The sequence below is a fragment of the Streptomyces violaceoruber genome, assembly GCF_033406955.1.
Taxonomy (GTDB): domain Bacteria; phylum Actinomycetota; class Actinomycetes; order Streptomycetales; family Streptomycetaceae; genus Streptomyces; species Streptomyces violaceoruber.
Genome location: NZ_CP137734.1, coordinates 631,754 through 654,437 on the forward strand (window position 1 = coordinate 631,754; position 22,684 = coordinate 654,437).

At 70.5% G+C, this 22,684-nt stretch carries 20 protein-coding genes and 1 pseudogene; 8 read left to right on the plus strand and 13 right to left on the minus strand.

What is annotated here, in order from left to right:
- Nucleotides 1-151: 151 nt before the first annotated feature.
- Together R2E43_RS03070 and rsgA are read right to left on the minus strand one after the other, a co-directional pair.
- Complete coding sequence (locus R2E43_RS03070) at nt 152-898, minus strand: SAM-dependent methyltransferase (RefSeq protein ID WP_319119736.1); 747 nt, start codon at nt 896-898, stop codon at nt 152-154.
- 17 nt (nt 899-915) lie between these two features.
- Nucleotides 916-1,910, minus strand: a pseudogene (gene rsgA / locus R2E43_RS03075) (ribosome small subunit-dependent GTPase A).
- Between the two features lie 737 nt (nt 1,911-2,647).
- Here rsgA and R2E43_RS03080 point away from each other — a divergent pair.
- Nucleotides 2,648-5,464, plus strand: coding sequence for a PQQ-dependent sugar dehydrogenase (locus R2E43_RS03080; RefSeq protein WP_332057102.1), 2,817 nt, complete (start codon nt 2,648-2,650; stop codon nt 5,462-5,464).
- An 18-nt stretch (nt 5,465-5,482) separates the two neighbouring features.
- A complete protein-coding gene (locus R2E43_RS03085) occupies nt 5,483-7,222 on the plus strand; it encodes a lectin (RefSeq protein WP_332055879.1) in 1,740 nt (579 codons plus the stop codon).
- Nucleotides 7,223-7,422: 200 nt separating this feature from the next.
- Here R2E43_RS03085 and R2E43_RS03090 read toward each other — a convergent pair whose 3' ends face one another.
- The 4 genes from R2E43_RS03090 to R2E43_RS03105 all read right to left on the minus strand — a co-directional run bounded on the left by R2E43_RS03090 (nt 7,423) and on the right by R2E43_RS03105 (nt 11,369).
- Nucleotides 7,423-7,884: an SRPBCC family protein gene (locus R2E43_RS03090; protein ID WP_003971936.1), complete on the minus strand. Its 462-nt coding sequence runs from the start codon at nt 7,882-7,884 to the stop codon at nt 7,423-7,425.
- Between the two features lie 468 nt (nt 7,885-8,352).
- A complete protein-coding gene (locus tag R2E43_RS03095; protein WP_003971938.1) occupies nt 8,353-9,213 on the minus strand; it encodes a DUF3592 domain-containing protein in 861 nt (286 codons plus the stop codon).
- A 46-nt stretch (nt 9,214-9,259) separates the two neighbouring features.
- Nucleotides 9,260-10,366 carry a hypothetical protein gene (locus R2E43_RS03100; RefSeq protein WP_332055880.1) on the minus strand — a complete coding sequence of 369 codons (1,107 nt, stop codon included), beginning with the start codon at nt 10,364-10,366 and terminating at the stop codon, nt 9,260-9,262.
- A 142-nt stretch (nt 10,367-10,508) separates the two neighbouring features.
- Nucleotides 10,509-11,369 (minus strand): alpha/beta fold hydrolase, encoded by an 861-nt coding sequence (locus tag R2E43_RS03105; RefSeq protein WP_003971940.1) that lies wholly within the window; start codon nt 11,367-11,369, stop codon nt 10,509-10,511.
- Nucleotides 11,370-11,549: 180 nt separating this feature from the next.
- Between R2E43_RS03105 and R2E43_RS03110 the strand changes: the two genes are divergently transcribed.
- Nucleotides 11,550-11,720, plus strand: a complete 171-nt coding sequence (locus R2E43_RS03110) for a hypothetical protein (protein WP_173943994.1) — start codon at nt 11,550-11,552, stop codon at nt 11,718-11,720.
- A 70-nt stretch (nt 11,721-11,790) separates the two neighbouring features.
- On the opposite strand, the gene R2E43_RS03115 is transcribed toward R2E43_RS03110, so the two are convergent.
- From R2E43_RS03115 to R2E43_RS03130, 4 genes are all read right to left on the minus strand, one after another.
- Entirely contained in the window at nt 11,791-11,934 is a 144-nt protein-coding gene (locus R2E43_RS03115) for a hypothetical protein (RefSeq protein ID WP_016327988.1), read from the minus strand.
- Between the two features lie 484 nt (nt 11,935-12,418).
- Nucleotides 12,419-13,123: a DUF4396 domain-containing protein gene (locus tag R2E43_RS03120; RefSeq protein WP_161270385.1), complete on the minus strand. Its 705-nt coding sequence runs from the start codon at nt 13,121-13,123 to the stop codon at nt 12,419-12,421.
- Between the two features lie 171 nt (nt 13,124-13,294).
- Nucleotides 13,295-13,972 carry a hypothetical protein gene (locus R2E43_RS03125; RefSeq protein WP_231909028.1) on the minus strand — a complete coding sequence of 226 codons (678 nt, stop codon included), beginning with the start codon at nt 13,970-13,972 and terminating at the stop codon, nt 13,295-13,297.
- Nucleotides 13,973-14,117: 145 nt separating this feature from the next.
- Nucleotides 14,118-14,624, minus strand: coding sequence for a MarR family winged helix-turn-helix transcriptional regulator (locus R2E43_RS03130; protein WP_003971943.1), 507 nt, complete (start codon nt 14,622-14,624; stop codon nt 14,118-14,120).
- 125 nt (nt 14,625-14,749) lie between these two features.
- On the opposite strand from R2E43_RS03130, the gene R2E43_RS03135 reads away from it, so the two are divergent.
- The 5 genes from R2E43_RS03135 (at nt 14,750) to R2E43_RS03155 (ending at nt 19,761) form a co-directional block, all read left to right on the plus strand.
- Nucleotides 14,750-15,295, plus strand: a complete 546-nt coding sequence (locus tag R2E43_RS03135) for a nitroreductase family deazaflavin-dependent oxidoreductase (protein ID WP_030871901.1) — start codon at nt 14,750-14,752, stop codon at nt 15,293-15,295.
- 532 nt (nt 15,296-15,827) lie between these two features.
- A complete protein-coding gene (locus R2E43_RS03140; RefSeq protein ID WP_246551162.1) occupies nt 15,828-16,199 on the plus strand; it encodes a hypothetical protein in 372 nt (123 codons plus the stop codon).
- A gap of 329 nt (nt 16,200-16,528) precedes the next feature.
- Complete coding sequence (locus tag R2E43_RS03145) at nt 16,529-18,067, plus strand: alanine/glycine:cation symporter family protein (RefSeq protein WP_030871896.1); 1,539 nt, start codon at nt 16,529-16,531, stop codon at nt 18,065-18,067.
- A 259-nt stretch (nt 18,068-18,326) separates the two neighbouring features.
- Nucleotides 18,327-19,115 carry a potassium channel family protein gene (locus tag R2E43_RS03150; protein WP_161270384.1) on the plus strand — a complete coding sequence of 263 codons (789 nt, stop codon included), beginning with the start codon at nt 18,327-18,329 and terminating at the stop codon, nt 19,113-19,115.
- Nucleotides 19,116-19,494: 379 nt separating this feature from the next.
- Nucleotides 19,495-19,761, plus strand: a complete 267-nt coding sequence (locus R2E43_RS03155) for a YrhB domain-containing protein (RefSeq protein ID WP_003971950.1) — start codon at nt 19,495-19,497, stop codon at nt 19,759-19,761.
- A 311-nt stretch (nt 19,762-20,072) separates the two neighbouring features.
- On the opposite strand, the gene R2E43_RS38960 is transcribed toward R2E43_RS03155, so the two are convergent.
- The 3 genes from R2E43_RS38960 to R2E43_RS03170 all read right to left on the minus strand — a co-directional run bounded on the left by R2E43_RS38960 (nt 20,073) and on the right by R2E43_RS03170 (nt 22,481).
- A complete protein-coding gene (locus tag R2E43_RS38960; protein ID WP_189284443.1) occupies nt 20,073-20,246 on the minus strand; it encodes a hypothetical protein in 174 nt (57 codons plus the stop codon).
- A gap of 94 nt (nt 20,247-20,340) precedes the next feature.
- Nucleotides 20,341-21,156: an SDR family oxidoreductase gene (locus tag R2E43_RS03165; protein ID WP_030871888.1), complete on the minus strand. Its 816-nt coding sequence runs from the start codon at nt 21,154-21,156 to the stop codon at nt 20,341-20,343.
- A 374-nt stretch (nt 21,157-21,530) separates the two neighbouring features.
- Nucleotides 21,531-22,481, minus strand: a complete 951-nt coding sequence (locus tag R2E43_RS03170; protein WP_332055881.1) for a Dyp-type peroxidase — start codon at nt 22,479-22,481, stop codon at nt 21,531-21,533.
- Nucleotides 22,482-22,684 lie beyond the last annotated feature (203 nt).

The window sequence follows — 22,684 nt, forward strand, 5'->3', positions numbered from 1 at the left end:
TACGTGTGCACCGTAGTCGGCGCTCGGGACTCTGGGCGTCCGCAGGGGGACGGTGAACCGGGAAACCGGCCCTGACCGGGTCTTTCCTCACTCCCTCTCAGGGCCGGCGTCCCTCCTGCGACGGATCACGCCAGGACGTGTCCCGTGCGGGTCAGCGCTTCATGAGGGCGAAGACCCCCCAGCCGAGGTACTCACGGCCGTAGCGGGCGTAACGGGCGGGCTCGAGGCTTAGTTCCTCCCGTACCTGGGGGGCCATTTCGTCGTCCGGGTTCTCGTCGAGCCAGCGGCGCATGCTGAGCCACTGGGCGGCGGCGTAGCGGTCCCAGCTGTCCTGATCGGCCAGCATCATCTCCACCACGTCGTATCCGAGGTCCTGGAAGTGCTCGATGAGGCCGTGGAGTACCAGGAAGTCGGCGGTGGAGGTGGCGTGGCACCCCTGGACGGTCACCTCGTCCGGAGGCGTCTGCCTCCAGAAGGGCTCGCCGATCAGCATCAGGCCGCCGGGGCGCAGGCTGCGCTCGAGGAGTTCGATCGTTCCGGCGACGCCGTCGCCGATCCAGGTGGCACCGACGCAAGCGGCCAGATCGACGGGCCGGTCCGCGACATGTCCGGCGGCGTCGCCGTGGATGAAGTCGACCCGGTCGGCGACGCCGAGTTCGGCGGCGCGGGCCCGGGCCTGCTCGGTGAAGAGCGAGCCGATGTCCACCCCCGTGCCCGTGAAGCCCAGGTCACGTGCCCAGGTGCACAGCATCTCGCCCGAGCCACTGGCCAGGTCGAGCACCCGGGTCCCGGCGGGGAGGCGGAGTGACGCGCCGAGCGTGGCGAACTTGTCGGGGGTGAGCGGGTTGTGGATGCGGTGGCCGCTCTCGCGGATGGTGAAGATGCGTGGAAGGTCCATGAGGGGATTCCTGTTCGTCATGCCTTGAAGCCGGGGGACTGCTTGAGGGCGCGCACCTGGCGCGCGATCTGCTTCATCGGCCGTTCCAGCTCGGCCCGCAGACGGGCGTCGCCGCGTGCGGCCGCATGGGTGTTCTCACGCTGCAGCCGGTGGTAGCTGTCCAGGCGCCGCCGGGTGAGGCGGCCGTCCTCGACGGCGGCCAGGACGGCGCAGCCCGGTTCGGTGCTGTGGGCGCAGTCCGCGAAGCGGCACTGCCCCGCCAGACCGGTGATCTCGGCGAAGGTCCTGTCCAGGCCGTCATCGGCGTCGTGCAGGCCGACGCCGCGCAGGCCGGGGTGTCCGGCAGGACCCCGCCATGGGGCAGCGGCAGCAGCTCCCGCCAGGCGGTGGTGTGCCGGCCCTTGCCGTCGCTGTCGCGTACCGCGCCGGTGGCCAGGAGGTCCCCGCCGAGCAGGCGGTTGCCGACGGAGGACTTGCCCGCGCCCGAGGGCCCGAGCAGGACGACCGTGCCCGACAGGACCGCGGTGAGGACATCCAGGCCCTCGCCGGTGGCGGCGCCGGTGACCAGCACCGCGACACCCGGGGCCACCTCGGCCACCTCGGCCGCCGCGGAGGCGGGATCGGGGCACCGGTCGGCCTTGGTGAGCACCACCACAGGTGCGGCACCGCTGTCCCAGGCCAGGGAGAACATCCGCTCGATGCGTCCGTGCCCGAGCGGATCGGCGAGGGAGACGGCCACCGCCACCGTGTCGACGTTCGCGGCCAGTACCTGCGCCCGGGAGGTGCGCGAGGAGGTGGAGCGCACCACGGCGGTCCGGCGTTCCAGCACCGCCGCCACGAGCGTGGCGTCGGTGGTCGTACCGGCCGGCCGGACGGCCACCCAGTCACCGGTGCACGGCGCCAAGCGGTCACCGGTGCCGGACGAGGGGGTGGCCGTCGCGCGGACGAACCCGGTCTCGGTGACGACGTCGCACCGGCCGCGCTCGGCCCGCACGACGCGGCCGGGAATCAGTCCGTCGGCCCGCGACGGGGTGAAGGAGCGCTCACGTTCGGTGTCCCGGCCGTAGTCGGCGGGCGTCGGGACGCGCTCGCGAAGAGAGAGATCGGATGCATGGGAAGTGGGTTGGTGAAACAAGGTGGAGACCCTTGAACAGGGGCCCGTCGGACGGGGCTTGCCGGAGAACTCCTACGAGGGAGGTAGGCAGGCGCAGGTCAGGACGAAGCCCGGGAGGTGAGGATGATCTGGGCACCGCACACGGCGATGGTCTCCACGACAGTCATCAACACACCTCCTTGGATCTCCGGGAGCGGGCCGATCACCGCTCCGGCGCTTACGGTAACAGCCGTTGTGCACGTCGGCGCCACTCGGGCGGCACGGTCGAGACGCAGGTCACGGACAGCGCCCGCCGGACACCTGTGGCGGTTCGCCCGACGCGCGACCCGGGCCCTGGATCCGGTGGTGGTGCCCGAGATGACTACGCCCAACGATGGACACTTTGTCCGCGGCAAGGAAAAAGGCGAGGGTCCTCGCACGGAAGGGGTTACGTCCGTCGACGAAGGCCGCTAACTTCCTTGAGGTGTACCGGTCACGTTCGCGATGACCGGTGACTTCACGGCGCGACGGCGCGCGCCTGTACTCCCCCGCAGGACGACTCGGCCTGCCCACACCCCCACTCCTGGGAGACACCTGTGCGCACGACACCGTTAAGACCCCGTCCGTCGAGACCACGACGGATCCGCTCCCTGACGCTGGCCGCGGTGTGTGCCGTCGGCTGCTTCCTGCCGGCGACGCCGGCGGGTGCCGCGGAGCCGGCCGGCGCTCCGCTCGCGGCGGCCGCGGCACCCGAGGACTTCCAGCAGGTCACCCTCGCCAAAGGGGTGGCGGAGACCGGTGAGCCGATGACCCTGGCGGTGCTGCCCGACCGTTCGGTGCTGCACACCTCCAGGGACGGCACTCTCAGGATCACCGACGCGGCGGGCACCACCACGGTCGCGGGGAAACTGGACGTCTACAGCCACGACGAGGAGGGTCTCCAGGGCGTCGCGGCGGACCCCGGCTTCTCGTCCAACCGGTACGTCTACCTCTACTACGCCCCCAAGCTCGGCACACCCGCGGGTGACGCGCCTTCCGACGGGCAGGCTTCGGACTTCACCCCGTTCGACGGCGTCAACCGGCTCTCCCGGTTCGTGCTGAAGGCCGACGGCACCCTGGACCTCGGCAGCGAGAAGAAGATCCTCGACGTGCCCGCCTCGCGCGGCATCTGCTGCCATGTCGGCGGCGACATCGACTTCGACGCGGCCGGCAACCTGTACCTGTCGACCGGCGACGACTCCAACCCGTTCGCCTCCGACGGCTACACCCCGATCGACGAGCGTGCCTCCCGCAACCCCGCCTACGACGCCCAGCGTTCGGCGGGGAACACCAACGACCTGCGCGGCAAGGTACTGCGCATCAAGGTCAACGCGGACGGCTCGTACTCCGTACCGGCCGGCAACCTCTTCGCCCCGGGCACGGCCAGGACCCGCCCGGAGATCTACGCGATGGGCTTTCGCAACCCGTTCCGGATGAGCGTGGACAAGGCCACCGGCATCGTCTACCTCGGGGACTACGGCCCGGACGCCGGTACCGCGGGCGCCTCGCGCGGCCCAGCCGGTCAGGTCGAGTTCAACCGCATCACCAAAGCGGGCAACTTCGGCTGGCCGTACTGCACGGGCGCCAACGACGCCTACACGGACTACGACTTCGCCGCCGGCACCTCGGGCGCGAAGTTCAACTGCTCGGCACCGAAGAACGCCTCGCCCCGCAACACCGGCCTGTCCGATCTCCCGCCCGCCCAGCCGGCCTGGATCCCCTACGACGGCGGGTCCGTACCGGAGTTCGGCAGCGGCTCCGAGTCGCCGATGGGCGGCCCGGTCTACCGCTACGACGCCGCGTCCGCGTCCGCGGTGAAGTTCCCGCAGGAATTCGACGGCGACTTCTTCGCCGGTGAGTTCGGACGCCGCTGGATCAAGCGGATCGAGACCGGTGGCGACGGGACCGTGCAGTCCATCAACGCCTTCCCCTGGAGCGGCACCCAGGTGATGGACATGGCCTTCGGCCCGGACGGCGCGCTGTACGTGCTGGACTACGGCACCGGCTACTTCAACGGCGACCAGAACTCCGCCCTGTACCGCATCGAACACGTCACCGGCGGCCGCGCCCCGGTCGCCCAGGCAGCGGCGAGCGTGACCTCGGGCCAGGCGCCGCTGACGGTGTCGTTCTCCTCCGCGGGCAGCTCGGACGCGGACGGCGACGCGCTCGGCCACTCCTGGGACTTCGGCGACGGAAGCACCTCCCGCCAGGCCGACCCGTCGCACACCTACAACGCCAACGGCCAGTACACGGCGACGCTCACGGTGACCGACTCCACCGGCAAGTCCGGCTCGGCCTCCGTACTCGTCACGGTCGGCAACACGGCGCCCCAGGTCAGACTGGACCTGCCGGCCGACGGGCGGATTCACGACTTCGGCGACGCGATCCCCTTCAAGGTGACGGTGAGCGACCCGGAGGACGGCAGCGTCGACTGCTCCAAGGTCGAGGTCACCTTCATCGTCGGCCACGACAGCCACGGTCACCCGCAGACTTCGGCCACCGGGTGCTCCGGCACCCTGCAGACACTGGCCGACGGCGAACACGACCCGAACGCCAACATCTTCGGCGTGATCGACGCCGAGTACACCGACCGGGGCGCGAACGGCCAGCCGGCTCTCACCACCCACGACCAGCACATCACCCAGCCCTCCCACCGGCAGGGCGAGCACTACGGCGACTCCTCCGGGGTCCAGGTCATCTCCCACTCCCCCGCGCACGGCGGCAGGACGGTCGGCAACATCGAGAACGGCGACTGGATCTCCGTCGAGCCGTACGCGCTGGACAACGCGACCGCCTTCACCGCTCGGGTCTCCTCGGCCGGCAGCGGCGGCACCATCGAGGTACGGGCGGGCTCACCGGCCGGCACCCTGCTGGGCACCGCGACCGTGCCGGTGACCGGTGGCTGGGAGACGTTCCAGGACGTCACCACCTCCCTCGGCAACCAGCCGGGCGGCTCCACCGCCCTGTACCTGGTGTTCAAGGGCGGCTCAGGGGCGCTCTTCGACGTGGACGAGTTCTCCTTCACCACCACCGACAGCGGTACGCCGGGGCAACGCTCCGGTGAGGTGAAGGGGGTGGGAGGCAAGTGCCTGGACGTCGACGGCGCGCAGACCGCCGACGGCACCGGGATCCAGATCTGGACCTGCAACGGCACCGGCGCCCAGAACTGGACCCTCGCCGACGACGGCTCCTTCACAGCACTGAACAAGTGCCTGGACGTCTCCGGCGGCGGCACCGCCGACGGCACCAGGATCCAGCTGTGGACCTGCAACGGCAGCGGCGCCCAGAAATGGAACCCCCAGCCCGACGGCACCGTCCGCAACCCCCAGTCCGGCAAATGCCTCGACGCGTCCGGCGGCACCTGGAACGACGGCACCCCCGTCCACCTGTGGACCTGCCACACCGGACCCAACCAGAAGTGGACCCTGCCGTAACCGAAGGAGGCGACACCCATGCGCAAGAAGCCAAGAGCTGCGTTCGGCCTGCTCGCAGGCGCCCTGCTCTGCGTGGCACCACAGTCCTGGGCGGCCGCCCCACCGGTCCAGCCGCTCGACGCGGCGGTGGCCGACCCGGCCTACGAGGTCCTCGTCTTCTCCAAGACGGCGGGATTCCGCCACTCCTCCATCGACGACGGCATCACGGCCCTGCGTGACCTCGGCACCGCGAACAACTTCACCGTCGATGCGACGGAGGACGCCCAGAAGTTCACCAGCGCCAACCTCGCCCCGTACGAGGCGGTCGTGTTCCTGTCCACCACGGGCGACGTACTGAACGACGCCCAGCAGAGTGCCATGGAGCAGTACATCGAGGACGGTGGCGGATACGTCGGCATCCACGCCGCCGCCGACACCGAGTACGACTGGCCCTTCTACGAGGGGCTGGCCGGAGCGCTGTTCCACTCCCATCCGGCCGTCCAACAGGCCACGGTCCGGGTCGAGGACCGGGCGCACGACGCCACCGCCCACCTCGGCGACACCTGGCAGCGCACCGACGAGTGGTACAACTACCGCGCCAACCCCCGCTCCACCGCGCACGTGCTGGCCTCGCTCGACGAGTCCAGTTACTCGGGCGGGAACATGAACGGCGACCACCCGATCGCCTGGTGCAAGGACTACGAGGGCGGCCGTGCCTTCTACACCGGTGGCGGTCACACCGACGAGTCCTACACCGACCCCGCCTTCCGCCGGCACCTGCTCGGCGGCATCCGGTGGGCGGCGGGCATGACGGATGCCGACTGCCGCCCGGAGACGGGCTACCGTTCCCTCTTCGACGGCACCGGCACCAGCGGCTGGAAGCAGGCGGGCCCCGGCGGTTTCACTCTCGCCGACGGCACGCTCACGTCCCACGGCGGCCTCGGCATGTACTGGTACCAGGCCGAGGAGTTCACCGGCGACTACTCACTGAAGCTGGACTGGCGGGCGAGCGGGGACGACAACTCGGGGGTCTCCGTGGGCTTCCCGGCCTCCGACGACCCCTGGTCGGCGGTCGACAACGGCTACGAGATCCAGATCGACGCCACCGACACCCCCGACCGCACCACCGGCTCCGTCTACGGCTTCCAGTCGGCCGACGTCGCCGCGCGCGACGCGGCGCTCAACCCGCCGGGCGAGTGGAACACGTACGAGGTGCGGGTCACCGGGGAGCGGCTGGAGCTGTTCCTCAACGGCCGCAAGATCAACGACTTCACCAACACGGACCCTGCGCGCAGCCTCCGACAGGGTCACATCGGCATCCAGAATCACGGTGACGGTGACGAGGTGTCGTTCCGCGACGTCCGGGTCAAGCAGTCGGGCGGCGGTACGCCGGGGCAGCGCTCCGGTGAGGTGAAGGGGGTGGGAGGCAAGTGCCTGGACGTCGACGGCGCGCAGACCGCCGACGGCACCGGGATCCAGATCTGGACCTGCAACGGCACCGGCGCCCAGAACTGGACCCTCACCGACGACGGCTCCTTCACAGCACTGAACAAGTGCCTGGACGTCTCCGGCGGCGGCACCGCCGACGGCACCAGGATCCAGCTGTGGACCTGCAACGGCAGCGGCGCCCAGAAATGGAACCCCCAGCCCGACGGCACCGTCCGCAACCCCCAGTCCGGCAAATGCCTCGACGCGTCCGGCGGCACCTGGAACGACGGCACCCCCGTCCACCTGTGGACCTGCCACACCGGACCCAACCAGAAATGGACCCTGCCCTAGCCTGCCGGCGGTGAGATGACGGGAGGAGGCGGTCCGGGGGCGGTGTCGCCCCCGGACCGCCTCCTCCGGCGCCTCCCGTACGGGTCCGTGCGGAGCCACCTCGCCATGGGGTGGCCCCGTCACCGGTTCGTGCGGCTCCTGCGCGCGGACGCGGTGGCCGCTCGGCCGGTGCGGAGCCGGGGCGCGGGGCGGTGGCGAGGTCACTCACCCGGCCTGATGCGCCCGCGCCAGGCTCCGGACTCGCCGCCGCGCTTCTCGATGTACTCCTTGAAGCGCTGCATGTCGCCCTTCACCCGCCGGTCGATGACTCCCAGCATGTCGCCGGTCTTCTCCGCGACGCCGGTGGGATCGACGTCCATGACGAGTTCGACCCGGGTGTGCGTGTCGTCCAGGCGCTGAAAGCGGACCGTGCCCTTCTGGTTGGTGTCACCCGTGGTGGTACGCCAGGTGATGCGCTCGTCGGGGAGCTGGTCGACGATCTCGGTGTCGAACTCGCGCTTCACACCGCTGACCTGGGTGGTCCAGTGGTTGTGCCGCTCGTCGAGCTGCCTGACCTCCTCGACCCCCTCCATGAAATGCGGGAACTCCTCGAACTGGGTCCACTGGTTGTAGGCGGTGTGCACGGGAACCTCGACGTCCACCGCTTCCTTGACCGTGCTCATCTGAGAACTTCCCTCTCTGTCGCGATCGTTGCCGCCAGGGACCGGCGTCCGGCCGGAGCCCCTGGGCACGAAGAGGCGAGTACCCGAGCACCGCCCGTATAACGTCACTCCGTCGACATGGCCCGTGCCAGGGCCACACGATCCAGGCCGTGCGGATGTCCGCCGGGCTGCGGAACCGGGCTGTCCACGGCGTCTGTTCGCTCCCGATGTCACCGGCGTCCCCGGACGGCACCAACCCACCGCGCGACGGCACGGCGCGGAGCAGCGCGGCAAGGCACGCTGACCCGTCGGTGCTCCTTGAGATCGAGGGCCGTGGCGGGCTCCCCCGAAGGCGCGGCCCGGCCGTCCCTGTTCGCCGCGACCCGCCCCGAGGTCGGAGTGGTGGCCGCGGGGGCACCGCACACCGCACCGGACGGGGAGGTGCGTCCGCGCGGGGACGTCACCTCCGTGCACGGCGCTCGTCGGGCGTCACAGCAGCACCGCTCCCACGACGACCGCGGCCACTCCGATGAGCAGCGCCGCGACACCGAAGGCAGTGTCGAGTGAACGGGATCGGTGGTCTGCCGCGAGGTCGGTGGTGAAAACGGCGGGGTCGTCGGGCGTGTAGTGGACCGTGACGGTGCGGCCGTGGGACTTCGCGGGGTCAGGCAGCCCGTCGGTGCAATAGGCGGTGACGGCGGTGCCCTCGTGGGTGGTGAAGGTGATGACCGGCGTGTGACCGGTACTGGTGTGACCGTCCTCGTCCGTACTGGTGTCCGTGAGCACGGCGATGACCCGGCCCTGAACCGGGGGCCGGGAGGCCAGCCCGTCCAGACGGCGGCTCACCGCGCGTTCGCTCTGCGGCAGGTACCACGCGACGGACCCGGTCCAGGGCCCACCGAAGCCGATCAGCGCCCACGGCCAGGCCCAGTCGACAGCCGCGAAGACGACCAGCCCGACGTAGATCAGGAAGAGCGCGAAGTTCGGCCACCCGAGCCCGCGTCGCCCCGCCCACAGGTCACCGGCGAATTGGTAGGCATGCGGTCTCCCGCGCGGATAACGGACACCGATCTCCCGGGACGTCCAGGCCGCCGTGATCCTTTCCCCGTGCTCACCGTCGTTCGTCACGGTGAACTCCTCCCCGCTGGACGGGTCCTGGAAGGAGACGACCACGGGTATCCCGTCGTGCTGCGAGCTTCCGTGCCTGGGCTCGCGCACCCGCTCGATCCGCCCCATGACCCTCACCGCCCGCTGCGCCCGTGTCACCCCGGCCAGCGACCGGACGTAGCCGATCAGCGCGAAGGAGCCGAACGCCCCGCACCACAGCGCCAGGTATCCCTGCAGGCCCACGTGCCTTCCCTCGTCTTCCTTCTCGATGCTGCCGACGCGGCGCCCGTCAGTGCGCCGGAGTGCGCCGCACCACCTTGCCCCGCGCGTCCGCCTCCAGCGAGGCACCTCCTTCGGCTCCCGTCACACCGACCCTGACGGTGAGGGAGCCGGTGAGTCGCTCGACGGTGATCTGCCACGTCTGCGGGGAACCGGCCCCCAGGCTGGTCCTCGCCTCCCTCACCAGTGCGGGGAAACGGTCGTAGGGCAGGGAGTCCGGGTCGAACGTCGAAGCCTGCGCGCCGGTGGGCGCGTACACGATCGACAGCAGGCGTTCCCGCACGACGACGGTGAGCACCGCGCGCGTGTCCGCTCCCTTGAGAAGCGAGGTGACCGCCCCGCGTAGTTCACCCTGGTCGAGGAACGACTGGTTCGGGCCGAGGGTGACCGTGCCGGACGCCGACGACACCACCGTGGTCGACGACGAGGAGGAGACGGGCGGCCCGGCGACGGAGGGCGGCGGTGCGGAGGCGTTCTGGTCGAACAGGTCGGCGCGGAACAGCAGAACCACGCCGCCCGCGGCGAGCAGCAGGGCGAGCAGCAGGGCGAGCAGCCTGACGATGCCGACGGCACTGCCCTCGGGGGTCTCGCTCACCAGGGCGGGGCCGGGCGCGGAGTCGACGCGGGCCCCGGCAGCCCGCTCCTCCCACTCCGGAGTCGGCCGCTTCACGATCCTCACCCGCCACGGCCGGTCCGGCGGGTACTGGGCCACCACGACGCCGCCCGGCCGGTAGTCGGCCAGGTCGACGACGTTGACGTGCTGCGTGAACGCTGCGCGGTACACCGGTACGTCGTCCGGCGCGACCGTCAGCTCGAACCGCACCGCCACGTCGCTCGTCGCCTCGCCCCCGACCGCTTCCCGGCTTTCGACCAGCGCGAGCGCGGTGCGGGGAGCGACCGCCGCCTCCCGGGCCCGACGCGGTGCGCCGGCGAGGAAGAAGAGGAGGCCGTAGACCGCGGGCAGCACGATCCCCAGGACGAACAGCGGGGCGTTCTCGATGACCGCGCCGACGACGAGAGCGGCCGGCGACGCCCCGATCACACCGCCCATGAGGAACCCCGAGGCGACGGCAGCGGGGGTGTTGCGCGTGGGCGGCGCGCCCGTGGCGATCGTCATACGGGTGATTGTGCCGGGCCCGGGTGAGGGCCGGCAGCTACTCGGACATCCCGCTCTCGGGCCTGCCGGATACGACTGTGTCAGCGAAGGTGGTCGTACCGGTCGGCCCGTGTCGTACTCCCGGTCCGGCGCGGCAGGAAGGTCAGTCGGTGAAGAAGTCGCCCAGGGCGGCGGAGAGCGGGCCCGGGGCTTCCTCGGCCACGTGATGGCCCGCGTCGATGCCGTGGCCCCGGACGTCGTCGGCCCAGTCGCGCCAGATGGCGCGCGGGTCGCCGTACAGGTCCTCCAGGTCGTCCCGCAGGGACCACAGGACCAGGACGGGGCAGTCGATCCGTGCGCCCCGGGCGCGGTCCGCCTCCTCGTGCCGGCGGTCCACGGTGAGCCCGGCTCGGTAGTCCTCCAGCATCGCGCGGACGACGTCCGGACGTCGGGTGGCGGCCCGCCACTCGTCGTGGTTCTCCTGCCCCATGGCTTCCGGGTCGCCGCGGTACCACGCGTCGGGATCGGCGTTGATGACGCGTTCGGGGATCTCCGGCTGGGCGAAGAAGAACCAGTGCCACCAGGCGGTGGCGAAGCGGGCGTCCGCACGGGTCAGGTGCTCGCTCAGAGGCAGGCCGTCCAGGAACGCCACCCGGGTCACCGCGGAGGGGTGGTCCAGCACCAGCCGGAGCGCCACGGCGGCCCCGCGGTCGTGCCCGACGAGCCCGAAGCGACGGTGCCCGAGCGCCTGCATGACTCCGGCCATGTCCCCGGCGACGGCACGCTTGGAGTGCGGGGCGTGGTCGGCGGCGGGCTCCGGGCCACGCGAACGTCCGTAACCACGCAGGTCGGGGCAGACGACCGTGAAGCCGCGCCGGACCAGAACGGGCGCGACCCGGTGCCAGGTCGCCGACGTCCGCGGATGGCCGTGCAACAACAGGAGAGGCGGGCCCTCGCCCCCGTACCGGACGAAGACGGACGCCTCACCGGTGCGCACCGTCCTGGTGGCGAACTCCTCGAACACGGGACACCCCTCTCCCTCCGGGGCGCGGTCCGAGTTGCCCCGCCGTCCCGACTGCCCGGGACGAGCCCCGGCACTCGTCCGGACGGTGGCGCGGTCGCATCCGTCCGGTCGGCCCGTTCCCGGCCCGCTGTCGTAGCGGGGAGTCCCGGTGCGAACGTGCCGTCCTCGTACTACCCGCCGGTGAAGACCGACGACGACCTGAGGCCTTCGGTCGACCACGCCGTCGCCGGCCCCGTCATCGCCGAACTCCCCGACGGCCTGCGCAGCCTGCCGACCCGCATGTTCCGCGGCGCCGTCGAACTGTCCGGCGGGGAGGCGGAAAGTCGGCCTAACCCGCACCCACTGGCGTAGCTCGACGTCACAGGCAGACGGTGTCCTCATCATGGACGGGCCGGCCTCCGCCTCGGCCCCGAAGCCGAACTCAGGGCGAGGCGTCGGACAGTTTCCAAGCCGCAGAGTCGCCTCCCCGCCACTCGACGAGGGGACTGCGGTCCAGATCCTCGCGCTCCAGCTCCACACCGTGCCGGCGCACCAGCAGAATGACGTCCTGGGCATCGTGTGCCACGCCAACCGCCCTGCCCTGCACGGAGATGGCGCGGCCGCCTTCCGGAATGGTTGGCGTGTGAACGACGATGGGAGCGGACCTGCCCTGCTCCATCCCTGGAGGCTCGGGACACGCCCAGAGGCCACTTCCCATGCGGGACTCACCCGTGGTGCGCCGCGTGCGACCACGAGACACGAACCGACCGTTGGCCTGTCTGTGTCCGAGCATCAAGCACTCCCCCTGTCAGCGGTGGTGACGGTGCGAGTGGGAGCGCTCCCTCGACCCCTCTCGCACCTGATCACCTGATGCTCCCGAACTCCCGCATCAGAGGTCCATGGGCGAAGTGCAGCACAATCAGGCATAGTTCGTTGCCGGAGTCCGGCAACGAACAGGCCGCAGCCGGAACATCCCGGGTCTACCGCCGCCAACCATCGAAGTGCGACCGACTCGGGCTGCTCCGCCCTGCCTTCAGCACCGTGCTGCTGCCCAGGCGCGCTCCCCGGGGTTACATCTTCTCCTTCCAGCCGATCCGCACCAGCCAGGCATTGACCGGCCAGGCCGTGAAGAAGCCGAGAATCATGGAGAGTTGCATCATCATCCAGTAGGCGGCACTGGTCTTCGGCAGGCCGGGCGAGAAGATGACCTCCTGGTAGAGCCACATGCCGAGGAAGAGGCCGATCTGGAAGGCCACGATGGACAGGGTGTCGGCCTTCACGGCCGCCCAGACGCCCTTGAGCCGGCCGATGTTGCGCATCGGTACGATGGTGAAGTACTGGAAGAGGATGCCCAGGACCCAGGCGAAGGCGAAATCCAGAGCGAAGTCGGCGTAAAGGGCCGTGCCGGCGAGCGTGAGTGAGGCCGCGTACACGAGCCACTCGGCACCGATGTCCCCGAGAGTGCAGCCGGCGCCGCAGTGGCTGATGGCCTTCGACTGCACGTCCCACCGGGGCAGCTTGTCGGAGTCGGGCATGCCCTCCTTCTCGACCACCGGCTTCGAGGTGCGCCGGCCGCGCGTGAAGTAGAACCACAGGGCGACCGGCCCCCAGTACAGGGCGGTGACTGGATACACCAGATTCATGATCCACATCTTCTGGCGGTGGCCGCCGAGAACGATGTCGACCAGGATGACGAGCGCACTGGCGAAGGCCACGGCGAGACTGAACCAGCCCACCACCTCGATCCAGTCCGCCGGCTGCACGTGCCGCTCCATCCGTTCACCTGCCCGCTCGTCGAGGTCGTCAGTGATCGGGGGCCAGGTACCCCGGAGCGAGCCGGTCAGCACAGAGACGCTTGACCAGTGGCGTGGCCCGGACGCCCCACATCGGAGCGGGGCTCGCAGAGTGGCCCTTCGAGGAACTCGTCGCCCGGCGCCGCCGCCCGTTCACGGACGCCCCTGATGAGTCGCACCCCGGCCACCGGGATGAGCGGAGCCGGAGGCGACCGGGCGGTCGAGCAGACGGAAGGACCGCACCACCGCGGTGACGCAGGCGACGACCAGGCCGACGACCCAGCCGGCCAGACTCCTCAGCGCGTCCACGATGCTCGTGGCGCCCTCGACGCCGCGCGGAGGGACCAGGCCTTTCGGGTCGTAGACCAGAGCGAGCGAGTCCCCCGGTCGGACGGACCGGGTGCACCCCCGCCAGATCCGGGCCGTGGAGGGCGCTCCGTCACGGCCTTCCACCGAGCAGAAGTAGCGCCCCCTGGCCCCTGACGCCTCCTCACTCGCCCGGACGGACGTCACGACCACGGACCGTTCCTGCCCCCGGGCCGTGAGGACCACGCCGACGGCGGCCTGAGGCGTGTGCAGCGCGAGGCCCACGGCCAGGACGGCGACGATCCCCACCATGGCCCGGCCGGCGCGTACCAGGAGCAGGTGGAGGACGAGGCCCAGCGCGCACGCCAGACCCACCTCGCCCGCGGCGAAAGCGGACTCGCCGGTCCAGGCGCCGAAGACCCCGGCGCCCACGATCAGCCCTGATCCGAGGACTCCGGCGAAGAGGCCCTCGCCGATCAACCACCGGGGCGGCAGGCCCGTGAACTCCGCCGGGCCCCAGACCATTGCACGCACGTGAGCCGCCGCGTGAGGCCCGCCCGTGGACGGGCCCCGGCGCCCTCTGCTCATACGTGGGCCCCCTCGCACCCGCAACGGGCATGGGACCCGTTCCTTCATTTCATTGCATTGTGCAAACCAGAGTACGGTGTCGTCATTCCCAGCCGAGAGGGGACGGCTCGGTGTCGGCGTCCGGGGCGGGAGGCTCCGCGCCCGCCTCGTTGAAGGCGGCCAGGGCGTCGATCAGCACGCGCCGCTTCTCCGGGAGGAGACGCTCGACGATGGCGGCGATCTCCGTACGCCGCCGGGCCGTGACGTCCTCGACCGTGCGGCGCCCCTCCGCCGTGAGCCGCAGCAGTGTCTCCCGCCGGTTGTCGGGATTGACCTGGCGGTCCGCCAGCCCTGCGGCGATGAGCCGGTCCACCATGCGCATGGCCGTCGAGGGGGCGACGTGGAGGAGGTCGGCGAGAGCGACAAGTTTGGTGGCGCCCCGAGTGGAGAGGACGACCAGCATCCGGAACTGCGGCAGCGTGACCCGGTCCTCGACGGCGGACAGGGAACGGGCGGAGACCGCCACCAGCAGCCGGGAGGCGGTCAGTACCTGCCGCGTGACGGCATCGACGTCGTCCATGGTCCCCTCCCGGGACTCGCGCTCCACCATGGGTCTTTTCTACCCGGATCCTTCATTTAGACTGTGCAAAATTTTGGCTGCCGAAGTGATCGTACGTGGGTCTTCCGCCCCGTCGAGGCGGGGAGTGGACACCGCCCACCCTCTGGAAGGCGAGCATGACACCTGACGAAGCGGACCCCGCCAGACCACGCGTTCCGGCCGGCTGGCGCCGGCTGGCCGCTCGCGCGCCCATCCTTCTGTTCCGGGCCGGACTGGGGCCCCTGCTCGGCAGACGGTTTCTGCTGCTGCACCATGTGGGCCGGGTCAGTGGAAGCGACCGCCGGGCGGTTCTCGAAGTCGTGGCGTACGAGGCGCCGTACCGCTGCTGGACGGTCGCCTCCGGCTTCGGTCCGCGCTCCGACTGGTACCGCAACCTGCGTGCCCAGCCGAAGACGGTCGTGCAGTTCGGCAACCGCCACCACGCCGTCACCGCCCGTTTCCTCGCTTCGGACGAGGGCGCCGACATCATGACGGACTACGGGCGGCGCCACCCGCGCACCGCCCGTCGGCTGTGCGCGCACCTGGGTCTGCCCGCCGACGGCTCCGAATCGGCCCTGCGCGAGGCCGGGCGCGCGATCCCCTTCGTCCGCCTCGAGGCAGACACCTGTCCACCGGACGCGCCGCGCCGCGCCGGCCGTGACACACCGACTCCCCGGAAGTGAGCGACAGTGCCGAACCCCACCCCCGAGTCGGTGTGGACACGATTCCTCACCGACAGCGAGGAAGCCATCGCCCGGTCGGCACCGCGGGAGCCGTCCGCCCGGGAACGGACGGGGCATCCGGAGAGGAACGGCCGTGTCGGCGACGCCTGGGACCGCGACGACGCACCGGCCGAGCACCCATGGCGCCACCTTGATGCACGCGGGCGAATACGTCGCCTCGGGCGCATCCTGGCGGGCGCGGCCGCGCTCGCCGTTCTGCTGGGGCTCTTCACCTGCCTCCCCGAAGAGCCGCCGGGCCTGCCGACAGGCCCCGAGGACACCTCACCGCCCCGGACGTCCAGTGCCGTTGTCGAGTCAACGAGCCCTGCTCCCACGTCCTCGCCGTCGGCGGACGCGGCGTAGAGCGGCCACAGGACTCGCACGCGGTGCCCATTCGGCCCACCCCGTTCGCCAAGCTCCGGGCGGGACACGACGCGGACGGGAGGTGCACCGCGAGCAACACGACTGCCTCGGGGGCGGTGGGGACAGGGAGTTGACCAACGACTACCTGGTCGGCGACGAGCAGTTCCTGACGGAGGCCGCCTCCACCGGGCGTCGGCCGACCCGGGACGAACGCGACTCCAGGCGCGCGCTCGGCGAACGGGCGGCGGACGCCGGGCACGGGCTGCGCCTGCCGGTCAGCGATCACCTGGCCGCCGCGCCGGTCATCTGGCCCCGGTTCTCCTCACCCACGAATTCGGCCCTCGCCGCCCTCCATTGGACGGTCGACGCGTTCGCGGAGGGCTACGAACGCGCTCAGCGCCTCGCCGTACGGCACCAAGAGACCGCCCGCCGCGAGTCGCACCGGAACGCATTCGACCGCGTCCGCCTACGTGCATACGGCAGCCTTCCCACGTCCACATAGGTGCATACGGCAGGCTTCCCGCGTCCGTATAACGGTCGGGTCTCACCTGTCGGGACATGCCCTGGTCACGAGCGGTGACGTGAGATACATCACTAAAGGTTCGGCAAAGACGTGGTACAACAGCGCAACTTCGCAGGTGGATCGGCCGGCCACCGACCGCGAAGAGCCGACCTGTTGCCGACCTGTTCACCGCTCAAGCCCGACCTGGTCACGGTCCGACACCGCACCGTGCACCCCGGGTCCGCTCACCGGACAACGACGTTCGCCCAGAGACCGCTCAACCAGGCGAGATCCCCACCCGCCCGACCAGCGTCACCGAGGTAACCACCGTGTCACTCGACTCCGTCACCCAGTCCGTCGACGAAGCAGTCAGCGGATTCTTCGAGCCCATAGCCAAGTGGCTGGGAGAAGTCGTCTTCTACACCGTCCCCGTCGGCGGGACCGACCTGCCGCTCATCGTCGCCTGGCTCGTCGTCGCCGGCCTCGTCTTCACCGGCTGGTTCGGCCTCGTCCAGCTCCGCAAGTTCAGACTCGCCGTCGACGTGGTGCGCGGCAAGTACGACGAGGAGGGGTCGACGGGCGAGGTCAACCACTTCCAGGCGCTGACCGCGGCCGTCTCCGGCACCGTCGGCCTCGGCAACATCGCCGGTGTCGCCGTCGCCGTCTCCATCGGCGGCCCCGGCGCCACCTTCTGGATGATCCTGTGCGGCCTGCTCGGCATGGCCACCAAGTTCGTCGAGGTCACCCTCGGTGTGAAGTACCGCGAAGTGCACCCCGACGGCACCGTCTCCGGCGGCCCCATGCACTACCTCCCCAAGGGCCTGACCGAACGCTTCGGCAAGAACGGCAAAACCCTCGGCAAGGTCCTCGCGGTGCTCGCGTCCTTCCTCATCCTGTTCTTCGGCCTCTTCGGCGGCAACCTCTTCCAGGTCAACCAGTCCTACGCCCAGCTGGTCTCGGTCACCGGCGGCGAGGACGGCGCACTGGGCTCCTCCGCCGGGGCCCTCTTCTTCGGCATCCTGATCGCCGCCCTCGTCGGCATCGTCCTCCTCGGCGGCATCCGCTCCATCGCCAACGTCACCAGCAGGCTCGTGCCCGCCATGGCCGGCATCTACATCGTCGCGTGCCTGATCGTGATCCTGGTCAACATCACCGCCGTCCCCGACGCCGTCACCTCCATCGTCGAGGGCGCGTTCAACCCCGAAGGCGTCGCCGGCGGCGTCCTCGGCGCACTGATCATCGGTTTCAAGCGGGCCGCCTTCTCCAACGAGGCCGGTCTGGGCTCCGCCCCGATCGCCCACTCCGCGGTCAGGACCAAGCACCCCGCCAGCGAGGGCCTGGTCGCTCTGCTCGAGCCCTTCATCGACACCGTGGTCGTCTGCACCATGACCGCCCTGACCATCGTCATCGCCAACCCGGCCAGCTGGGGCGAGGCCCGGGCGGGCGAGGACATCGGCGGCGTCACGATCACCTCCGACGCCTTCGAGACGGTCCTGCCCTGGTTCCCGTACATCCTCACCGTCGCCGTGCTGCTGTTCGCCGTATCCACGGTGCTGACCTGGGGCTACTACGGCCTCAAGTCCTGGACCTACCTCTTCGGCCGCAGCCGCGCCAGCGAGGTGACCTACAAGGTGGTCTACACCGTCTTCGCCGTCGCCGGTTCACTGCTCACCCTGCAGACCCTGATCGACATGGCCGACGCCTTCCTCTTCACCCTCGCCGTCATCAACATCATCGGCCTCTACCTCCTCGCCCCCGTCGTCAAGCGCGAACTGCGGACCTTCCTCGAATTCGTCCGCGCCCGCGACGCGGACCAGAACCCCGGCAAGGGGGACGACGACCAGGAGCCGGTGAAGACCACCGTCTGACCGCTCACACGGCCCGGCTCCTCAGGAACGGGCCCGTGCCCACCCCGCGCCTGGGTGAGCACGGGCCCGTTCAACGTGCCCACGCCGACGGCAAGTCCGTCCGAGGTCCGAGGGATGCCCCGCCCCCCTCCGGGGCAAGGACACGCCCCTCCTCGCCCGGCTCGCCGCGGCCTGCCCCGAGATGATCCGACTACCGCGCGCGGGTACCGTCTTGGCGGTGAGGGGTACGGCGGCCCGGTCGCGGCGCCGGCTTTCTACCATGGCCCGCATGCCTGACACGAACACCACTGATCTCTGGGAGCGGCGCACCCAGGGGCCGCTGCTGGCGCTCGCCGTACTCTTCGCCGTCGCCTATGCCCTGCCGGTGGTCATGCCCGATGCCCCGGAGCAGTTGCTGTTCGCCTGCCATGTCGCGAACTGGGTGGTGTGGGCTGCCTTCGCGATCGACTATGCCGTACGTCTGTGGTTGAGCGAGGACCGGCTGCGGTTCGTGCGGAGCCATCCGCTGGCGCTGCTGGCGGTCCTGCTGCCGCTGCTGCGTCCGCTCAGGCTGCTCAAGCTGGTGTCGATGCTGCTGCTCGCGGGGCAGCGGGCACGGATGGCCTCACAGGTCAGGGTGACGACGTACGTCGCGGGGTCGTGTCTCGGGCTGCTGGTGTTCGGGGCGCTGGCGGTGCTGGAGGTGGAACGCGGCAGGCCAGGGGCGTCCATCCAGACGCTGGGGGACGCACTCTGGTGGGCCTTCACGACGATGACGACCGTCGGATACGGCGACATGGCGCCGACGACGGGCCTCGGCCGGCTGCTGGCGATCGGGCTGATGCTGTCCGGGATCGCGCTGCTCGGTGTGGTCACCGCGAACATCGCGGCCTGGTTCATCTCCCGCTTCGAGAGGGACGATGCGGAGGAACGGCGGCAGACGGCGGCCATCGAGGCGCTGACGGAGGAGGTCCGGGCGCTGCGGGCTCAGGTGGCGACGCTGCGGGCCCCGCAAGGAGCGCCGTCCGAGCTGAACGTTCTCCCGGCTCCGACACGGGAGCACGACTGAACGCCCCGGGCGTCCGTGGGAGGACGCACCGCGTCCGCCGTGCGGGGGCCGAGGGGAAACATGTGGACCCGGTATGGTGACCGCCGTCCCGGGTCCGGTCGGCCGGTGGCGCCTTGCCCTCTGTCGTGGCGGGTGGCCGCCCACGTACAGGAAGGAAGCAGCTGGCAGAACGTTTCGTGGTGGTACGGAACGCTCTGTGCGACCCTCCTTGAAAGTGGGAAGGTGAACGACGATGGGTGCGGCCCTGCGCCGTTCCACACCTGGCGGCTCCGGGCACGGCCGCCTCGGCTCACCAGGGAGACGTGGCGTTTCTGGATGGCCGGTCGGGTCGCGCCGATCTCTCAACGTGGCGCAACTCCTCCCACCTGAGGACGGACTGATGCTGGACATGGCAGAGGCGACCAGGCTGGCCAGGCAGTTCCTGGACCAGGAGGTCAGCCACGAGGGCATGACCTTCGCGCTCGTCGAGGGAGAGCGCACGCGGGTGGGCACCGCCTACTATTTCGACTGCCAATCGGTGGCCTACCTCCGCACCGGAGACCTCCGGGACATGGCAATCGGCACGGGCTACCTCCGCGTCGACGGGGAAACCGGGGAGTGCCGCATGCTGGGAGCAACCGAATCCGCCCGGCTCGACCTCTTCTGACCAACTGGGGCCACACCTCTGGTGTGCCGCATGAGGACGGGGCCGGCGGGCGGGGCGACGCCTCGCGCATCCACCGGGGCACTCCGGGTTCACGACCAGCGGACGCGCCCGTCGTCCTCGCTCGACTCCCGCGTCTGCGCGTTGCTCGCAGGCCCGGGAATGCCGGTCAGGCCCTCGACGTCGAAGACTCTCGCGATGGACACGTCGGTGCTGCTGTGAGCGATGATCGAGAAGGCAATGCAGACGGCGACGAGCGTTTTCCGTCCCCGATTTGGCGGCGGCGGACGTAAGCGGCGTCTCCCCCGGGCCAGTCAGGCCTGCGGCGACTCTGCCGGCGCGGCCGACGCCTGAGCCTGCCGACGCTCCAGCGGCAGCCGGCGCTTCTGCGCGAGACGCTGCCGAGCCTGGCCGAGCAGATCCCCGCCGAGCCCGGCTGGTACGCCCTGGCCACGACCATCGCGGCGGAAGCTGACGCCGCCGGCCACGCCCCGGACGCGCTCCTGTCCGACGCCGTGGAGAGCCGAGAACCGAGTCACCCGGCGACACGCGATGAGCCTCCGCCGCCGGTGCGACTGCGCCTCAGAGGAACTCGTGGACACCGCGCACTCTCGTACGCAGCTTCGCCCGGGTGGCCCGGCTGTCGAGGCGGACGTCGAGTGCACCGGAAAGCGACGTGCCGGCGCGGAGGCCCTCCGGCAACCGGGAGGCATCCAGCCCGTCCCGCTGAGCGATCAGCACACCCAGGCCGTGACGACTCACGGCATCCTTGCCCGCAAGGTGGTGTACGCCGCACGCGCCAGTGAAGGCCAACTCCAGCAGCGCGGCGGCGAGGTCTCCGACATGCACGGGACAGCGGACGTCGTCGGTGAACAGCGCGCCGGTTCGGGAGCCGGTCGCGAGATCGTGCACGAGGCGGACATGCTCGGACTGGATGCCGCCGATGATCAGAGAGGTACGGGCGATGACGGCGGCCGGAGCCAGTAGCCGGATGCCCGTCTCCGCCGCTGCCTTCGCTGCCCCGTACGGAGTGACAGGATCGGGGAGGCAGGACTCGTCGTAGTGGACTCGGCTGCCGGAGAACACGGCGTCGCTGCTGACGTGAACGAGGCGGCAGGCGTACTTCACCGCGGTCATCGCCAGGCGGACGGAGCCTTCGGCCGTGACGGCCCAGTCGGCGCTGCCGCTGCTCGCGTTGATGACCACGCAGGGGGCGAGCGAGGCAACGACCTCTTCGACACGGGCGCCGTCCCGCAGGTCCACCTCGTGCCACGTGGCCTCGGGTCCATCGCACGGCCTGGTCGCGAAGGTCGCGGCGACGCGATGCCCAGCGGCAGATGCCTGGCGGACCAGCTCGGTGCCCAGGAACCCGCTGCCTCCGACAACAAGGACAGTCATGGCATGCCACGGTAGACGACCCCCGCCCCATTCGGAGTGCTCGCCCCGAGCGGCCCTGCTCTGAGGACGCAAGGAGATGCCCTACGACCTGCCGAAAGTCACTGTGGACTTTGAACCGGGCGAAGCTCCGCGACAGCACGGTCGCCGCGAGGAGGGATACGGGTCGGGTGCGAGTTGTTCGTAAGGACAGAGCGAGTTCCAGAGGTGGTCCGGGCAGCGGGCAGGCCGTGGTCCGGACGGGAAGTCCTTGAAACGGCTCCGGGGAACCACCGCCCGGCTCCACCGCAAGCCGCCGCCCCCGCAGCTGCCGCGAGCGTGAAGGTGCTCCCCTTGAGGGCCCCGTGAGGGTGTGCCCGGGTCGGGTCGCTCGGTGCTCAGGGCCGAGCGGGGAGGTCCTCCAGGAAGTCCGCCGCCGGCGTGAAGAACAGCGAGCCGGTGACGGCGGTGGAGAAGTCCAGGATGCGGTCGTGCGGTGCCGAAGCGGTGCCGAGAAACATCCGCTCCAGCATCGTCTCCGTCACCTCGGGGGTGCGGGCGTAGCCGATGAAGTACGTACCGAACTCCTCGCGGCCCACCGACCCGAAGGGCATGTTGTCCCGCAGGATCTCCAGATCGCTGCCGTCCGGACCGGTGACACTGGTGAGGGCGACGTGCGAGTCGGCCGGCTTCATGTCGTCGGACAGCTCCACGTCGGTCATCTTGCGGCGGCCGATCACCCGCTCCTGGGCCTCGACGGAGAGCCCTTCCCACGCGTCGATGTCGTGCAGGTACTTCTGTACGACGGCGTAGCTCCCGCCCGCGAAGGCCGGATCCTCGGCACCGACGAGGACGGCCCTGCGCGCGGCGGCTCCCGTCGGGTTCTCCGTGCCGTCGACGAAACCGAGCATGTCGCGCTCGTCGAAGTACTTGAAACCGTGCACCTCGTCCTGAGGGGTGACCGCTCCGCGCAGCCGGCCCATGATCTCGGTGGCGAGTGCGAAGCACAGGTCCAGCCGTGAGGCCCTGATGTGGAAGAGCAGGTCACCCGGGGTGGCGACGGCCCGGTGCACCGGGCCGTCCAGCTCCTGGAAGGGATGCAGCCCGGCCGGACGCGCCCCCGAGAACAGACGGTCCCATGCCTCGGAACCGATGCCGGTGACGCAGCTCAGCCTGCCGTCGGGCTGCGCGCGGAACCCGACGGCTCGCTCCAGCGAGGCGACATCCGACAGCAGGTCCCGGACGGTGTCCTCCCCGCCGCTGTCGATCGTGACGACGAGGAAGATCGCCGCACTGGTCAGAGGGGACAGAACCATCTGGGGCTCCGGTTCCTCGACTTCTCCGCCCATGAACGAACATCCTCCCACGACCGACTCGTACCTCCACACACCATGTCACATCAGTGTGGGTGGGTGATGCCGGGCATCGCACAACCAATTGCGGTGCGCACGGGTCCCCGACGGCACCCGGGCCGGCGCGTCCGCGTCAGCCACGTCGGCACGGAACCGGCGGGAGGCACGTCGCGGAGGCACGACGTCGCGGAGGGCCGGCG

What these genes read in the sequence shown, in the direction of transcription:
- R2E43_RS03165 (WP_030871888.1), bottom strand. Translation starts at nt 21,156, where the DNA reads ATGACTGTCCTTGTTGTCGGAGGCAGCGGGTTCCTGGGCACCGAGCTG.
- R2E43_RS03100 (WP_332055880.1), bottom strand. Translation starts at nt 10,366, where the DNA reads ATGACGATCGCCACGGGCGCGCCGCCCACGCGCAACACCCCCGCTGCC.
- R2E43_RS03150 (WP_161270384.1), top strand. Translation starts at nt 18,327, where the DNA reads ATGGCCCGCATGCCTGACACGAACACCACTGATCTCTGGGAGCGGCGC.
- R2E43_RS03125 (WP_231909028.1), bottom strand. Translation starts at nt 13,972, where the DNA reads ATGGTCTGGGGCCCGGCGGAGTTCACGGGCCTGCCGCCCCGGTGGTTG.
- R2E43_RS03130 (WP_003971943.1), bottom strand. Translation starts at nt 14,624, where the DNA reads ATGGTGGAGCGCGAGTCCCGGGAGGGGACCATGGACGACGTCGATGCC.
- R2E43_RS03170 (WP_332055881.1), bottom strand. Translation starts at nt 22,481, where the DNA reads ATGGGCGGAGAAGTCGAGGAACCGGAGCCCCAGATGGTTCTGTCCCCT.
- R2E43_RS03155 (WP_003971950.1), top strand. Translation starts at nt 19,495, where the DNA reads ATGCTGGACATGGCAGAGGCGACCAGGCTGGCCAGGCAGTTCCTGGAC.
- R2E43_RS03090 (WP_003971936.1), bottom strand. Translation starts at nt 7,884, where the DNA reads ATGAGCACGGTCAAGGAAGCGGTGGACGTCGAGGTTCCCGTGCACACC.
- R2E43_RS03070 (WP_319119736.1), bottom strand. Translation starts at nt 898, where the DNA reads ATGGACCTTCCACGCATCTTCACCATCCGCGAGAGCGGCCACCGCATC.
- R2E43_RS03135 (WP_030871901.1), top strand. Translation starts at nt 14,750, where the DNA reads ATGACACCTGACGAAGCGGACCCCGCCAGACCACGCGTTCCGGCCGGC.
- R2E43_RS03085 (WP_332055879.1), top strand. Translation starts at nt 5,483, where the DNA reads ATGCGCAAGAAGCCAAGAGCTGCGTTCGGCCTGCTCGCAGGCGCCCTG.
- R2E43_RS03120 (WP_161270385.1), bottom strand. Translation starts at nt 13,123, where the DNA reads ATGGAGCGGCACGTGCAGCCGGCGGACTGGATCGAGGTGGTGGGCTGG.